At 30.9% G+C, this 15,957-nt stretch carries 20 protein-coding genes; all 20 read right to left on the reverse strand.

Annotation, left to right across the window (positions count from 1 at the left end):
• Positions 1 to 41: 41 nt before the first annotated feature.
• The gene (locus KQI36_RS09555) at positions 42 to 1,496 is read right to left on the reverse strand and encodes a methylaspartate mutase subunit E (RefSeq protein ID WP_010295154.1); all 1,455 of its coding nucleotides are present in this window, start codon (positions 1,494 to 1,496) and stop codon (positions 42 to 44) included.
• Between the two features lie 20 nt (positions 1,497 to 1,516).
• A complete protein-coding gene (gene glmL / locus KQI36_RS09560; RefSeq protein WP_010295155.1) occupies positions 1,517 to 2,911 on the reverse strand; it encodes a methylaspartate mutase accessory protein GlmL in 1,395 nt (464 codons plus the stop codon).
• Positions 2,912 to 2,938: 27 nt separating this feature from the next.
• Positions 2,939 to 3,349, reverse strand: a complete 411-nt coding sequence (glmS, locus tag KQI36_RS09565; RefSeq protein WP_010295157.1) for a methylaspartate mutase subunit S — start codon at positions 3,347 to 3,349, stop codon at positions 2,939 to 2,941.
• Between the two features lie 24 nt (positions 3,350 to 3,373).
• The gene (locus KQI36_RS09570) at positions 3,374 to 4,357 is read right to left on the reverse strand and encodes a GntR family transcriptional regulator (RefSeq protein ID WP_010295159.1); all 984 of its coding nucleotides are present in this window, start codon (positions 4,355 to 4,357) and stop codon (positions 3,374 to 3,376) included.
• 256 nt (positions 4,358 to 4,613) lie between these two features.
• On the reverse strand, positions 4,614 to 5,333 hold the full coding sequence (gene cwlD / locus KQI36_RS09575) for an N-acetylmuramoyl-L-alanine amidase CwlD (RefSeq protein WP_216450709.1): 720 nt from the start codon (positions 5,331 to 5,333) through the stop codon (positions 4,614 to 4,616).
• A gap of 224 nt (positions 5,334 to 5,557) precedes the next feature.
• Complete coding sequence (locus KQI36_RS09580) at positions 5,558 to 7,186, reverse strand: Na/Pi cotransporter family protein (protein WP_010295163.1); 1,629 nt, start codon at positions 7,184 to 7,186, stop codon at positions 5,558 to 5,560.
• 866 nt (positions 7,187 to 8,052) lie between these two features.
• On the reverse strand, positions 8,053 to 8,445 hold the full coding sequence (rpsI, locus tag KQI36_RS09585; RefSeq protein ID WP_010295164.1) for a 30S ribosomal protein S9: 393 nt from the start codon (positions 8,443 to 8,445) through the stop codon (positions 8,053 to 8,055).
• 29 nt (positions 8,446 to 8,474) lie between these two features.
• Positions 8,475 to 8,912, reverse strand: coding sequence for a 50S ribosomal protein L13 (gene rplM, locus KQI36_RS09590; RefSeq protein ID WP_010295165.1), 438 nt, complete (start codon positions 8,910 to 8,912; stop codon positions 8,475 to 8,477).
• A 188-nt stretch (positions 8,913 to 9,100) separates the two neighbouring features.
• On the reverse strand, positions 9,101 to 9,835 hold the full coding sequence (gene truA, locus KQI36_RS09595) for a tRNA pseudouridine(38-40) synthase TruA (protein WP_216450710.1): 735 nt from the start codon (positions 9,833 to 9,835) through the stop codon (positions 9,101 to 9,103).
• Between the two features lie 11 nt (positions 9,836 to 9,846).
• Entirely contained in the window at positions 9,847 to 10,650 is an 804-nt protein-coding gene (locus KQI36_RS09600; protein ID WP_010295167.1) for an energy-coupling factor transporter transmembrane component T family protein, read from the reverse strand.
• Between the two features lie 43 nt (positions 10,651 to 10,693).
• Positions 10,694 to 11,545, reverse strand: a complete 852-nt coding sequence (locus KQI36_RS09605; RefSeq protein WP_216450711.1) for an energy-coupling factor transporter ATPase — start codon at positions 11,543 to 11,545, stop codon at positions 10,694 to 10,696.
• Positions 11,530 to 12,414 carry an energy-coupling factor transporter ATPase gene (locus tag KQI36_RS09610; protein ID WP_010295170.1) on the reverse strand — a complete coding sequence of 295 codons (885 nt, stop codon included), beginning with the start codon at positions 12,412 to 12,414 and terminating at the stop codon, positions 11,530 to 11,532. The genes KQI36_RS09605 and KQI36_RS09610 overlap by 16 nt, the downstream gene beginning before the upstream one ends.
• Positions 12,415 to 12,498: 84 nt before the next feature.
• The gene (gene rplQ, locus KQI36_RS09615) at positions 12,499 to 12,840 is read right to left on the reverse strand and encodes a 50S ribosomal protein L17 (RefSeq protein WP_010295172.1); all 342 of its coding nucleotides are present in this window, start codon (positions 12,838 to 12,840) and stop codon (positions 12,499 to 12,501) included.
• Positions 12,841 to 12,852: 12 nt separating this feature from the next.
• Positions 12,853 to 13,800: a DNA-directed RNA polymerase subunit alpha gene (locus KQI36_RS09620; protein ID WP_010295174.1), complete on the reverse strand. Its 948-nt coding sequence runs from the start codon at positions 13,798 to 13,800 to the stop codon at positions 12,853 to 12,855.
• 67 nt (positions 13,801 to 13,867) lie between these two features.
• Complete coding sequence (gene rpsD, locus KQI36_RS09625; RefSeq protein WP_010295177.1) at positions 13,868 to 14,488, reverse strand: 30S ribosomal protein S4; 621 nt, start codon at positions 14,486 to 14,488, stop codon at positions 13,868 to 13,870.
• Positions 14,489 to 14,505: 17 nt separating this feature from the next.
• Positions 14,506 to 14,898, reverse strand: coding sequence for a 30S ribosomal protein S11 (rpsK, locus tag KQI36_RS09630; protein ID WP_010295178.1), 393 nt, complete (start codon positions 14,896 to 14,898; stop codon positions 14,506 to 14,508).
• Between the two features lie 15 nt (positions 14,899 to 14,913).
• Complete coding sequence (gene rpsM / locus KQI36_RS09635; RefSeq protein ID WP_010295181.1) at positions 14,914 to 15,282, reverse strand: 30S ribosomal protein S13; 369 nt, start codon at positions 15,280 to 15,282, stop codon at positions 14,914 to 14,916.
• Positions 15,283 to 15,326: 44 nt separating this feature from the next.
• Complete coding sequence (rpmJ, locus tag KQI36_RS09640; RefSeq protein WP_003373491.1) at positions 15,327 to 15,440, reverse strand: 50S ribosomal protein L36; 114 nt, start codon at positions 15,438 to 15,440, stop codon at positions 15,327 to 15,329.
• A gap of 15 nt (positions 15,441 to 15,455) precedes the next feature.
• Positions 15,456 to 15,674: a translation initiation factor IF-1 gene (infA, locus tag KQI36_RS09645; RefSeq protein WP_010295286.1), complete on the reverse strand. Its 219-nt coding sequence runs from the start codon at positions 15,672 to 15,674 to the stop codon at positions 15,456 to 15,458.
• 7 nt (positions 15,675 to 15,681) lie between these two features.
• The gene (locus tag KQI36_RS09650; protein WP_010295288.1) at positions 15,682 to 15,951 is read right to left on the reverse strand and encodes a KOW domain-containing RNA-binding protein; all 270 of its coding nucleotides are present in this window, start codon (positions 15,949 to 15,951) and stop codon (positions 15,682 to 15,684) included.
• Between the last annotated feature and the right edge of the window lie 6 nt (positions 15,952 to 15,957).

Here is a 15,957-nt window from a genome sequence, read left to right on the forward strand (position 1 = left end):
TAATAAGTATATATTAATTTATTTTTTTAACAATTTAATTATTATTCAGGTCTTCCTACTAATTTACCTTTTCCAACAGCGAATATATCATCAACTGTCATTTGGAAGCAAACATCTCTTCCTTCAAATTTAGCTCTTTCTTCTAATTTGTTTAAGTTATAAGCTTTTAATTCTTCAGTGAATGGAATGTTTCCTAATTTTAAGTATCTTACAGCACCATCGTTATCTCTTGCAGGCATCATTTTACCAGCATTGTATTTGCTTGGTGCGAATGGGATATCTAATAATCCTCTTTCAAATGCTTTAACTGTTCCTATAGCTAAGTCGCCATTTCCAGCTTCATAAACTGCTTCTAACATACATTTAGTTTCAGCTTTTATTATGTTAATTTCCTCTTCTAACTCTTTAGACATTGCCATTCTTTGTCCTTCAAGTAAGTTTAGAGTCATTTTTGTTGTTTTTATACCTTGTGCATTAGCTTCTTTTGTTGGGATACCAATAGCTTCGTGTGTAGTTTTAACGATAACTTTAGTAGCTCCAGCTAAAGCTGCTGCTGCTGAACCTGTAGATATAACACCATAAGCTTTTGCTTCGTCAGCAGGGAATCCACCCATCCATTGGTGGAATACTGTTGTAACAAATACATCATTGTATCCATTAGCTTTTAAGTATTCATTACATTGCTCTTCTAATGCTCTTATAGCTGCAACGTCTTGGATTAAGTTTCCGCATTGACCGTATCCTACAGTAATGTTTTTAACACCTTGTTCTGCTGCAAGTAAAGCTTCTATTATAGCTACTACGTTTGATGTACTTGGTGGTACTAATGTTCCAGTTAATGGACCATATGGTTCTCTGTTTATTGATACACCATGTTCTTCATAGTAACCAACTAGTCTATCGCAGTACTGCCAATCTAAGATTGTTTTTTCTAATGTAACATTTTTAGCGTATGGTATGTTATAAGATATACCACCACCCTCATTTGATGTCCATCCTGATGCGTGTGTAATTTCTGCAAGTAATCTTCCGTCTGGAGTACCATGTCTTGATTCTATTGGTAAGTTAACTGATTCAAATACTTTTTTACATCCAGCTACACCATGGTTAACCCCTGGGAATCCGTTAAGTAATGATCTTCCTTCTTTTATACTTTCTTTTATTCCTACTTCACATTCTTCATATCTATTTTGTCTTGTATAACTATCTATTGTTGAAGGTAGTAAGTCTGCTCCACCTTCATTTTGTAAAAATGATAATAATTCTACATGCTTATCTATTAAAGCAACACCTGCTCTTGGTTGTGCTAAAGTAATTCCTTCTTGTTTTGCTTTTACTAATTTCTTAGCAAAGTTTTTGTGGTCTGGAATTGTTTTATTGTACTCTATTCCATCTTGTATATTGGCTACATCTTTTCCTGTTGGCCATTGTGCTAAAACTTCTTCTCTTACTTTGAAAAATTCCTCTTCAGTCCATTTTTTATTTTTAAGTTCCACTTTAAATTACCTCCTGATAATTACACATTAACTAAATATTTTTTCATAATTCTAACGGCTTTATCTGGATGATCATGTGCTAACAATCCCATCGCTGATAATATATAACTCTTATCTAACAAAAACTCTGGTTCCTCTGGTTTTAATGACGTTGGGTTTTCTTTTGTAAAAGTACCAGCATTCAAAATATCTCCTGGATTTTTACTATGAACTAAAACTCCACCTGTACCTATCATATATTTAACTTTCATAAGGTCTTTACCTATTTGGTTAAACACAACTCCCATTGGAGTATATACATTTTCAATACATCCTGCATGTCTTTCAAGTGCAAGTTCAGTTGCTACTTTAGCCATAGCTTCATCAAATTTTATTTCCTCGTCATCCTTAGGTACCATTTTTATGTTTTCGTATCTATATTTACAACACTCTTCTATATTTACTTCTCTTTTTTCATCACCTAAGTAATTTCTTAGCTTTCTAGAGCCACCAGCTTCCCAAAGAGAAACTGCAGAATATCGCATTCCTAAATCACCTTCAACAGTTCTTTTAGCAAAAGGTTCTTCAAGTCCTCTCATGTTAACTCCTGCCTTTGTTGGTTCTCCATCAGCTATTGAGTGAATATCAGTAGTTGCTCCTCCAATATCAACAACTATTAAGTCGCCAATACCTTCTTCCTCATCGCTACCTTCACTTAACACTCTTGCAGCTTTTAATACTGCCGCTGGCGTAGGCATTAATATTCCGTTTACAAAACTTTCTGCATTATTAAGGCCCTTTGCATCTGTTATTTTATCCATGAATACTTTTCTTATTTCTTCACGGGCTGGTTCAACATTTAATGAATTTAATGTTGGCATAACATTTTCAGTTACACTAAAGTAAATACCAGCTTTTTCAAATATCTCTCTTATTTCATCATTAGCTACTTTATTACCAGCAACTACCACTGGAACATCTATGTTATGCTTTACAATCATCTTAGCATTATGTATTACACACTGTTTATTACCACCATTTGTTCCACCTGCTAGAAGTATTATATCCACATCCGAATTTTTAATTTCTTCTGCTTCAGAATTTGTTATTTCATAACTATATACTTTTAACACTCTTGCTCCAGCGCCTAACGCTGCTCTTTTGGCTGCTTCTGCAGTTAAGTCTGGAACTAGACCTAAGGCAACCATTTTTAATCCACCAGCTGCTGATGAACAAGCTAATTTCTTTACAAAGTTTACATCTTTGCCTTCTAATTGCTCTTCTAACTTCTTATAAGCCTTATCAAAACCAGTCATAATATCATCTTCAATTGTTGTTATATCTTTTGCTGAAGCTAATATTTCTTCATTTTCAATATCTACAGCTGTAAGTTTTGTGTAGGTACTACCAAAGTCTAAAAGTAAGTATGCATCCACTTTAATCACTCCACTTTTGTATATTTATTATAGTCCTAAATCTTCTTTTAAATCGTGAATTGTTGTTTCAAGACTTGTTCCAGGTGGGTAAACTCTGTCAAATCCCATAGCTTGGAATCTTCCAAGAACTTCTTCCCAGTTTTGTTTTCCTACAACTATGTTTCCACCTACATAAAGTAAAATGTCTTTTAATCCAGCTTCATCACATTTTTCTCTTAATCCTCTACAGTCAATTTCTCCATGACCATAAAGTGAAGATACTATTATAACGTCTGCATTAGTTTCTACTGCTGCATTAATGAAATCTTCTTGTGGTGATAATACACCTATATTTATTACGTTGAATCCTGCTTCTGTTAAAGCATAATCTAGGATTTTATTACCAACTGCGTGACAGTCAGCTCCTATAACTCCAAGAACTAAAGTTTTCTTTTCCATTTCTAAAGCCTCCCTAAAAAATAATTAATTGTGATTAGTATTTTGCTTATATTTTATTTCAATTAGCTTAGACTTAAGTGCTTTTACAGAACCCGCATCTAAACTATAAGAAAACTCAATTATTTCTTTATTGTGAATATTCAGTATAGAGATATCCTTTACTCTTCCCGGCGTAACTATTAGCACATCAAACTCTTCAACTATCTTTTTTAGTTTGTCCACTTCTAATTCGTTGAAATATTGTACATTTAAATCTGCAAGCCCTGAGTCATCTAACGCTGCTTTCATTTTAAAAATCATTTCTTGTGATATACATATGAAAGCAAAACTTGTCTCATAAGGGTGTCTCGCAATTTTCACTATAGATTCCAACTTAGGATTTATAGCTACTCCTAAAACTTCTCTATTTATTTCCTTTATTGCATTTTTAACTTCATTTACATGATTGAATGTTGCAATTATAACCTCGCTGTCATTTACTATTTTTTTTGTTTTTTCTGACATTTCATTAAGTTCTGACACCGTTAAAGGTATAACATTCATATTACTATTTTCACTTAATTGTTTACTAAACATTCTTGATTGTTCAATGTTACATTCAACAAAAATTGCTGTAACTTTTTTCATCAATTCTTTTTTTTCTTTAACTCTTTCTATTACTATTTCTAGAAAATCTTCTGCTTCTACACCAATTTCTAGAGCCTCTTCAAGGGCTAAATCAACAAACTTTATTAGCTTGTTTTTTATTTCCTCATCCTTCCAGGAAATAACTTCTTCTGCTACGAATGTTCCTTTTCCTTGAATAGACTTTAATACACCACTATTTTCAAGTTGTTTATAAGCAGTACTTATTGTATTCCTACTTACTTTTAGCTCTTGTGAAAGTTCTCTTTCCGTTGGCATTTTGTTTCCTACCTTGAGAGTACCTTCTTTTACCAAATCCATTATTTGCTTTTTAACTTGAATATAAAGTGGTATTCCGCATTTTTTATCTACCACAATATTCATAAATACCTCCCAAGTCTAAATGGACTAATGGACTAATCCATTTACCATTTACAATGTAATAATAACATATGGCCCTATCTAATTCAATGCCAATTTTGATAAAAATCAAAAAAAAGCCGACCCAGATTTCCCGTTCGGCAAGTTTCGATTCATTTGTGTGAATCTTTTTTAAATTTTCTCTATTTTTAATTTATATTTTTTTGTTTTTATTTATTTTTTTACAGTTTTCTTCAAATTTTTTCATATTTTTCTCATTTTACTTACTTTTTGTACCATTTTTATAATAATATTCTATTGACTTGAACAATGATTGTGCAACTTTTTTTTGATAACTTTCATCTTTTAATTTAGACAAATCTTCATTATTTGATAAAAACCCACATTCTATAATAAAACCTGGCATAGTATCATTAGTTCTTAATACCTTATAAGCATCTTTTGCTGGTTTTGCCTGCCTTTTATTATTGGTATCTAAATCTTCTTTTAAGTTGTTTTGTACTATTTTGGAAATAACTTCACTTTCTGGATTATTTGAGTACCATACTTGCGCTCCTTTACAACTAGCATCTTTAAATTTATTTAAATGTATACTTACAAACAAATCGCAATTAGTTTCTTTCTTTAATTGACATCTAGCATTTAAATCTTCATTTTTCTTTTGTCTTACAGTTCCATTCTCTGAATATAAACCTGTATCTTCATATCTAGTTAAATACACATTATATCCTGATTCTTTTAAAAGTTTTTCAAGTTCAAGAGCAATATTAAGATTTATATGTTTTTCTACAGTACCATCTGATGCACTAGCACCACCATCCATACCTCCATGTCCTGGATCTATAAGTATAGTTTTAACTTTATTATCATTTAAATTAACCACATCTTCACTTCTTTTTAAATCTGTTGTAAAAAAACTTCCAAGTACAATTAATATAGCCATTAAAGTACCAATTAAAATACTATTTTTATATTTCATATTTTCACCTCTAATTTGTCTGTTTTAACATAATTTAAGTTGCATTAAATTTTTTCTAATATTCCTCTATTTAATATGCCCACATACTCTTATAAATATTACTATACTAATTAAATTAGCTTGATTGAGCTAAAATATTGGCACTATATGGATTTTATGACTATAATTTTATTTTATAAAAAAATAACATCTCAAAACAAAATTGTTTTGAGATGTTATATCTATTAATTATAAGCAGTTTCTGCAACTATCTCTGCTATATTTACTGCATGGTCACCTATTCTTTCAAAGTTACTTATAACATCTAAGAATATTGCACCTACTGTTGCATTACAAACTCCATTATTAAGTCTTTTTATATGTGATGATCTTAATTGTTTTTCTAAACTATCGATTCTGTCCTCCACTGATCTAACTGTATCAGCTTTGTCCTTATTATAGTTTTTAAAGCACTCAATACTCATTTCTAAAGAGTTAATTGTATAATTAAATATATCATTTAATTCTTTAACGCCTTCCTCAGAAAAGTCCGCATTCTTGGTCATTTTTTCACTAGCTAAATCTGCTATATTTTCAGCATGATCACCTATACGTTCTATGTCATTAACAACATGGAACATTGCCGCAACCATTCCCTTTTGTTCTTCCCCCAATTCACTATTAGATAATTTAACCAAAAATTTAGTTATATCATCTTCTAATATATTTATAAGCTTTTCTTGCTCATATACCTTTTTTAGAGCCTTCTCATCATTATAAACAAAGGCTTTCATGGCATATTCAACATTTTCTTTAGCTTTAGTACCCATTCTTACAAGTTCATTTGTTGTTTGACCTAAAGCAATTATAGGGGTTTCTAATAATCTTTCGTCTATGTACTGAACACCTATTGTGTCTTTTTCATCTTCACCTGGTATTAACTTGTTAACTAATGCAACTAATGGTTTTATAAACCAAATTAATAATAATGTATTAATAACATTAAATATAGTATGTGCATTTGCTATCTGTCTTTTTACAGCTTCTGCATCATTTCCTGGTGTTATAGCCTGAACTATATTAGCAAGTTGAGTTGCAAATCCTATAAATATAAGAGTTCCTATCACATTAAATAGTAGATGTATTACTGCTGCTTTTTTAGCTGTTTTAGAAGTTCCTATACTTGATATCATCGCTGTAACACATGTACCTATATTACTACCTAATAATATCGGTATGGCTACACTTAATGGTAATGCCCCTGTTGATGCAAGTGCAACTAGTATACCTGTTGAAGCTGAAGAACTTTGAATTACAGCTGTCATAACAGCTCCTAGTAGTACTCCTAATAATACTTTACCTTGTAATTTTAATATTAAAGTTGCAAATATTGGTGAATCCGCTAATGGTGACATAGCATTTTTCATCAAATCTAATCCTAAAAATAAAATACCAAATCCTAAAACTATGTTTCCTATTTGCTTCTTCTTATTATTCTTTGAGAATAATACTATCATTGCACCAATTGCTAAACATAATGGTGCTAAAAAATCCATTTTAAAAGCAATTAATTGAGCTGTAATAGTCGTACCTATATTAGCTCCCATTATAACAGCTGTAGCTTGATATAAGTTCATAAGACCTGCATTAACAAATCCTACAACCATAACTGTAGTAGCACTACTACTTTGAATTATACCTGTTACTATAGCTCCTGTTAAAACTCCTTTTACTGGGTTAGATGTTATCTTGTCAAATACGCTTTTTAATCTGTCTCCAGTAGCATTTTCTAAACCGTCCCCCATCATTGTCATTCCATAAAGAAACAGTCCTAATCCGCCGAACAGACTAACTATTGTGGTAAATAAGTCCATAGATTACCTCCAAAATAATTTTAACTTTTATCTAAAATTCCTATTAAATGATACCTCAAAATTAAGTTCATGTTAATATATACAGAACAAATTTAACATAAACATAACATAAAATGAAATCTTCTAAATTCACTGTTATTTTAAACTAATTTTTTTACCATAACTTATATATATCCTTTATATAGGTATAACTATTAATTTAGCATCAATATGTATTATATTAAATTGACTTATAAATAAAATTATAAATCTTCTTATTTAATACTATAGGATTCCAGATTAAATTTTAAACTTATTCATTTATTAAATGAGAAAACTAAAATTATTACTTTATGAATAACTAGTAGATTATTTTAGTTAACAATTACTAGTTACGGTGATTATTATTCAGTATCTTCCTAATAATACCAAATGTACTTTTTTAGGACTAGATTTTATTGCTTTATGTTTTATTAATATCCTCTCAATCTTATTTTAAAAATAACTTATGGAAAATAAATTTCCACACTCCTATCCTTCTTGTTACAGCTGTAAACTTTGGATATAACTTCAGTTAACTTTATATTCCAAATTAAAGGTTTTATTATTCTAATTTAAAAAACTCATTCTCAGTTTCATCCATTACTTTTGACTCTTAATTCTTAACTTTTAACTACTTATAGTTATACTATTTTTATTAAGTAATTATATTTCAGTAAATCCAAATACTTTTAACTTTTTATTTTCAATTCATTGACATTTTTAATTTAGGTTAAAACTTTAATCTTTAATTTCATGTTTTAAACAATAAAAAATGCATATGCCAAAGGCATATGCATTTAATATGTATTCCAAAGTAAAAACTTGAAAAATACGTTTTTGAAATATTATCTTTTTGAGAACTGAGAAGCTCTTCTTGCTTTTTTAAGACCGTATTTCTTTCTTTCTTTCATTCTTGGGTCTCTTGTTAAGAAACCAGCTTTTTTAAGTTCTGGTCTTAAGTTTTCGTCAGCTTTTAATAAGGCTCTAGATATTCCATGTCTTATTGCTCCTGCTTGACCAGTGTATCCACCACCGTGAACGTTAACTAAAACGTCGAATTTTTCTTTAGTTCCAGTTAATACTAATGGTTGATTAACTATAACTCTTAAAGTTTCTAATCCAAAGAAATTTTCTATCTCTCTGTTATTTATTACAACTCTACCTTCTCCAGGTACAAGTCTTACTCTAGCAACTGATTGTTTTCTTCTTCCTGTTCCGAAATATTGAACTTTTGCCATTTTAAATCCTCCTTCCAAACTCTATCTAATTATTTTCTTACTAACTCTAAAACTTCTGGGTTTTGAGCGTGATTGTTGTGTTCTGTTCCTCTGTATACTGTTAATTTTTTAAGCATTTTTCTTCCTAAAATTCCGCTTGGAAGCATTCTTCTTACTGCTTCTTCAAATACGAATTCTGGTTTTTTAGCTAATGCTTCTCTGTATGGAGTCTCTTTTAATCCACCTGGATATAGAGAGTGATGTCTTAACATTTTTTGATCTAATTTCTTTCCTGTTAAAACAATTTTCTCTGCATTAATAACTACAACGTAATCTCCTGTATCTACGTGTGGAGTAAATTCTGGTTTGTTTTTTCCTCTTAATACTGAAGCTATTTGGCTAGCAGCTCTTCCTAAAGGCATTCCTGCCACGTCTACTACATACCATTTTTTTTGAACTTCATTTGGTTTTGCTAAGTATGATTTCATTTCTTTTTCCCTCCCTGAATTTTTAACAATCTTAATTCTATGCTAAAGACCCGGGGCTAGTGGATCTTATACACAATTTTTTTATTATAACAAACAAAAATATTATAATACAATTTGCCACGCGTGTCAATTATTTAAAAAATTATTACATTACTAAAATTGTAGTAAATATGCCTATTTTAGTAATACTAATAATAAACTTCTTCTAAACACAGCCCTTGAGGTGGCATAGATTTTCCGGCGTTAGTTCTTTCCTTTGAATCTATTATATTTTTGATGCTTTTCGGATTAATTTTTCCTATACCCACATCAATAAGGGTACCTACTATTATTCTTACCATATTATATAAAAAACCATCAGCACTTACAAATATTTTTACATAGTTTCCTGTTTTCTCTACATAAAGTTCACTTATAGTCCTCACAGAGGTTTTAACTGAACTTCCTTTGTTTTTAAATGCTGAAAAGTCATGAGTACCTATAAAGTATTTACAAGCTTCATTCATTTTCTCTATATCTAAATTATATTTACATTGACATACATAATTTCTATCTATTGTTGCTTTCATAGGTCTTTCAAGTATAGTATAACTATACGTCTTTCCCCTGCAACTGTATCTAGAATGAAATTCTTCTGGCACTTCTTCAGATTTTAAGACGGCAATATCATCTGGTAATTTTACATTAAGTGCATCTTTAAATTTTTCACTAGGTATAGAACTGTTTGTAACAAAATTGCATATATATCCTTTAGAATGTACTCCACTATCAGTCCTGCTACATCCAATTATCTCTATATCCTCTTTTGTTAAATTAGAAATTACATCTTCTATAGTACCTTGTAATGTAACCTTAGTCTTTTGTTTTTGCCATCCGAAATAGTTTGTTCCATCATATTCTAGTGTTAACTTTATATTTCTCATATTAAATTCCTTTAAAAATAAAATCTTGTTCCAAATATCAATATCGTAAATATAGCAAAGTTTACAAATGCTATACTATCTCTTTTAGTCATTTTTAATACTTTCATTCTAGTTCTACCGTCTCCGCCTCTATAGCATCTTGCTTCCATTGCCATAGCAAGGTCTTCAGCTCTTCTAAATGAACTTATAAATAATGGTACTAACAATGGCACTAAACTTTTAGCCCTATTTATAAGATTTCCACTTTCAAAGTCAGCACCTCTTGCCATCTGAGCCTTCATTATTTTATCAGTCTCATCCATAAGCGTAGGTATAAATCTAAGTGCTATAGTCATCATCATAGCTAATTCATGAGCTGGTACCCCTATTTTCTTAAATGGATTAAGTAGTCTCTCTATCCCATCAGTTAATTCTATAGGGGATGTTGTTAATGTTAATAACGATGTACCTGCTATTAAAAATGTAAGCCTTATTATCATAAAGGCAGCAAGAATCAATCCTTCTTTATATATTTTCAAAAATCCTAATTGATAAACTAATGTTTCTCCCTTTGTGAAAAATATATTGAATATTGCTGTTATTAACATCAATATAAATATGGGTTTTAACCCCTTATATATATATCTAAATGGTACCTTTGATACATATATACATAACATTAAAAATAAAAAGACTACAACATATCCCTGCACATTATTTGCTAAAAATAAAACTATTATAAATAATAATGATATTAATATTTTTGTTCTTGGATCAAGCTTGTGTATAAATGATTCACCAATAATATATTGGCCTATTGTAATATCCTTGATCATATAAACTCCTCCAAAATAGAAACCTATAAATAAATTAAATACTTTAAGATTTTAAAACTCTAAGTATTTCTTCCTTAGCTTCCTTTAAGGTAAATATATCTTCTGATATGTCCAATCCTTTTTTTCTAAGTTCTTTTACTAAATAAGTAACTTGTGGTACTGCTAGGCCTACTCTCTCTAACGTTTCAACATCTTTAAATATTACTTTAGGTGCTCCATCTAAAATGCATTTTCCACCTTCCATAACTAATATTCTATCTGCTACTTTAGCTACATCTTCCATGCTATGTGAAACTAGGATTATAGTCATATTATACTCTCTATGTAATAATTCTATTTTTCCTAATATTTCATCTCTTCCCTTTGGATCAAGTCCTGCAGTAGGTTCGTCTAAAATTAACACTTTAGGCTCCATTGCAACAACACCTGCTATTGCAACTCTTCTTTTTTGACCTCCACTTAACTCAAAAGGAGACTTATCTTTATATAACTCATAATCTAATCCTACTATATTCATAGCTCTTTTTACTCTATCTGAAACTTCCGATTCTGATAAACCTAAATTTTTAGGTCCAAAAGCTATGTCTTTTTCAATTGTCTCTTCAAACAATTGATACTCTGCATATTGAAATACTAGGCCTACTCTTTTTCTTATTTCAGTAAGCTTTATATTTTTTGAAGTAATATCTATGTCGTCTACTATTATCTTTCCTGAAGACGGTTTTAACAGTCCATTAATATGCTGAATCAAAGTTGATTTTCCTGATCCTGTATGCCCTATTAAAGCTAAAAACTCACCATCATTTATTTCTAATGAAACATTATCTAATGCTTTTTTTTCAAAAGGTGATTTTGCCATATATATATGTGTTAAATTTTCTATCTTAATTGACATAATTCATTCACCATCTCATCTATAGTTAATATTTCTCTATTTAAGCTTATTCCATCTTTGCTAAGTTCATAAGCAAGCTCTGTCATCTGAGGTACGTCAAGTCCTAAGCTTTTCATAGTATCAACTTCTTTAAACACTTCCTTTGGAGTACCTTCAATAATTACTTTTCCTGAATCCATAACATAAATTTTGTCTGCATCAACTGCTTCTTCCATATAATGAGTAATAAGCACTACAGTTATGCCAGACTCCTTGTTTAACTCTTTAATAGTCTTTATAACTTCTTTTCTTCCTGAAGGATCTAACATAGCAGTTGGCTCATCTAAGACTATACACTCCGGTCTCATAGCAAGTATACCTGCTATTGCAACTCTTTGTTTCTGTCCTCCTGATAGTAAATGTGGACCATGCTGTTTATATTCATACATATTAACTCTTTTTAAGGATTCATCAACTCTTCTTCTTATTTCTGCTGAATCTATTCCTAAATTTTCTGGTCCAAAAGCAACATCTTCTTCTACTATTGTAGCAACAATTTGGTTGTCTGGATTTTGAAAAACCATCCCAGCTTTTTTTCTTACTTCCCAAAGATTTTCTTCTTTTGAGGTATCCAATCCACCTACAAAAATTTTACCTTTACTTGGTAGTAATAATCCATTTATATGCTTTGCAAAAGTAGATTTACCAGATCCATTATGGCCTAAAACAACTACAAAATCACCTTTGTTTATAGTTATATTAACACCATCTAGTGCAATTTTTTCTTTACCATCTTCATTTGATTCATATTTAAAGAATAAATTTTCACTTACAATTTCAACTTTTGTATCATTTTTAATACCTTGAGGGGCATTTTTGGTAAGTTCCATATTTCATCCCTCCATAGCTGGAAAATTTATATTTTTATAATAAAATGGGGACTAAGCTAGGCATACTTAATCCCCTGGAATATATTATACTAATTCTAATATAACAACTTCTGCTCCGTCGCCTCTTCTTGGACCTACTTTCATTATTCTAGTATATCCACCATTTCTCTCAGCGTATTTTGGAGCTATGTTATCGAATAAATTCTTAACAACTTCCTCTTCTGTAACGAATGCAAGAACCTGTCTTCTAGCATGTAAATCTCCTCTTTTAGCAAGAGTTATCATTTTTTCAGCTAGTCTCTTAGTTTCTTTAGCTCTAGTTTCTGTAGTTTCTATTTTTCCGTGCTTTAAGAAGCTAGTAACAAGATTTCTAAGCATTGCCATTCTTTGATCAGTTGGACGTCCTAACTTACGTTGTTGTGCCATCGCTATCCCTCCTTACTCTTCGTTTGGTTTAAATGATAGTCCTAAGGCTTCTAGTTTTTGTTCAACCTCTTCAAGAGATTTCTTTCCTAGGTTTCTAACCTTCATCATATCATCCATTGATCTTTCTGTTAATTCTTGAACAGTATTTATACCAGCTCTTTTTAAGCAGTTAAAACTTCTAACAGATAAATCAAGTTCCTCTATTGTCATTTCTAATACTTTTTCTTTCTTATCTTCTTCTTTTTCAACCATTATTTCAACATTATCAGCATGATCTGTTAATGTCATAAATAGTTTAAAGTGTTCTATAAGAATTTTTGCTGATAAACCAATTGCTTCATCAGGTCTAATTGTTCCATTAGTCCATATTTCAATTGTTAATTTATCATAATCTGTTATTTGGCCTACTCTTGTATTTTCAACAGTAAAATTAACTCTCTTAACTGGAGTATAAATTGAATCTACAGGTATAGTAGCTATTGGTTTGTCTTCAGTTTTATTTTTGTTCTGAGAAACATAACCTCTACCTCTGCTAACGTTAAGTTCCATAAATAATTTACCATCATCATCTAGTGTTGCTATATGAAGATCTTTATTTATAACCTCAACATCACCATCAGTTTTTATATCTGCTCCTGTAACCTCTCCTGGTCCAACAGCATCTATATATACAGTTTTAGCTCCTTCACCATTCATCTTTAATGCTAATCCTTTTATGTTAAGAATTAACTCAGATACATCTTCTTTAACTCCATTTATAGTTGAAAATTCATGAAGTACACCGTCTATTTTTATTGAATTTGCAGCAACTCCAGGTAATGAAGAAAGAAGTATTCTTCTTAAAGCATTACCTAAAGTTATTCCATAACCTCTCTCTAATGGTTCTATGACAAATTTTCCATATGTACCATTTTCAGTGGTTTCTACACATTCTATTTTTGGCTTTTCTATTTCTAACATATATATAACCCTCCTTCTTTATTAAATGGGCGTTCTATTTTGAGGGCAACTGATTTTATATTATTGACTATTTGCTGTATAACTCAACTATTAATGTTTCATTTACTGGAACATCTATATCTTCTCTAGTTGGTAAAGATACAACTTTAGCAGCAAAAGCTTCTTGATCAGCCTCTAACCATTTTGGTAAAGTTTTTGGGTTTTCATTGAAAACTTTAAACTTCTCAGTAGCTTTGCTCTTATCACATACTGTGATTACGTCATTTATTTTAACGCTGTAAGATGCGATGTCAACTTTCTTTCCGTTTATTAGGAAATGTCCGTGAGTAACTAATTGTCTAGCTTCTGCTCTAGAAGCACCGTATCCTAATCTGTATATTACATTGTCAAGTCTTATTTCAAGAAGTCTTAATAAGTTTTCACCTGTTATACCTCTTTGTTTTTCAGCCTTGTCATAGTATTTTCTAAATTGTTTTTCAAGAACTCCGTAGATTCTTCTTGCTTTTTGTTTTTCTCTTAATTGTAATCCATAGTTAGAAATCTTTTTTCTTCCTTGACCGTGTTGTCCTGGTGCGTAGCTTCTTCTAGCGAATGCGCATTTCTCAGTAAAACATCTGTCACCTTTTAGGTTAAGCTTTAAACCTTCTCTTCTGCAAAGTTTGCAAGTAGCTTCAGTATATCTAGCCATTTTTACACCTCCTATTACTAAACTCTTCTTCTTTTTGGTGGTCTACATCCATTGTGTGGAATTGGAGTTACATCTTTTATTAAAGTAACTTCTAATCCAGCAGCTTGTAGAGATCTTATAGCAGCTTCTCTTCCTGCTCCTGGTCCTTTAACGTAAACTTCTACACTTTTTAATCCATGTTCCATTGCTGCTTTAGCTGCAGTTTCTGCTGCCATTTGAGCTGCAAATGGTGTGCTTTTTCTTGATCCTCTAAATCCTAATCCACCAGCACTTGCCCATGACAATGCGTTTCCAGCTGCATCAGTAAGTGTAACGATGGAATTGTTGAAAGTAGATTTGATATGTGCTGCACCATGCTCAACATTTTTTCTTTCTTTTCTTCTTCTACTTCTTTTAACTTTTTGAGCCATTTTATTCCCTCCTTACTATTTCTTCTTTCCTGCCATTGTCTTTTTAGGACCTTTTCTAGTTCTAGCATTAGTCTTAGTTTTTTGTCCTCTTACAGGAAGTCCTCTTCTATGTCTGATTCCTCTGTAACAACCGATTTCCATTAATCTCTTTATGTCAAGAGCAACTGTTCTTCTTAGGTCACCTTCAACTAATATGTTTTTGTTTATATATTCTCTTAAAGCATTAACTTCATCTTCAGTTAAATCTTTAACTCTTGTATCTGGATTTACTTTTGTAGCTTCAAGTATTTCATGTGATTTTGGTAGTCCTATACCAAATATATAAGTTAGACCTATCTCAACTCTTTTTTCTCTTGGTAGGTCAATACCTGCTATTCTTGCCATCTACGATCTACACCTCCTAAGTATTTATATAATACATAAGGCTATTAGCCTTGTTTTTGTTTATGTTTAGGATTTTCACAGATAACCATTACTCTTCCTTTTCTTTTTATAACTTTACATTTTTCACATATAGGTTTAACTGACGGTCTTACTTTCATAGCTAACCCTCCTTATTACTTATCTCTCCAAGTTATTCTCCCACGAGTCAAATCATATGGAGAAAGCTCTACTGTAACTTTATCGCCTGGTAATATCCTGATAAAATTCATTCTTAATTTACCTGATATATGTGCCATTATTTTATGTCCGCTTTCAAGTTCTACTTGAAACATAGCATTTGGTAGTGCTTCTAAAACAACACCTTGCATTTCAATTATATCATCTTTTGACATAAGGTAATCATACCTCCTCAACTTGCAAAAACTTTCTAATCATAGAATTGCTTACCTTTTTATTGTTAGTAATTAACTCTTTGATATCCTGTGCTATCATGTCTGTAAAAATTAAATGTTTAATTTTTTTCTTCTTTGGCTTTTCTATTTTTCTTAGATCACCATCTGAAATATAGACATAATCTTCATTTAGTATTCCTACTATTATAAAATATCTATTACGGTCTCTACCTGATTTCGAATGTACTACCTTACCTAAAAGGCTATTATCATCCAATCTTTT

The organism is Clostridium senegalense (assembly GCF_018916625.1).
Lineage (GTDB): Bacteria > Bacillota > Clostridia > Clostridiales > Clostridiaceae > Clostridium_J > Clostridium_J senegalense.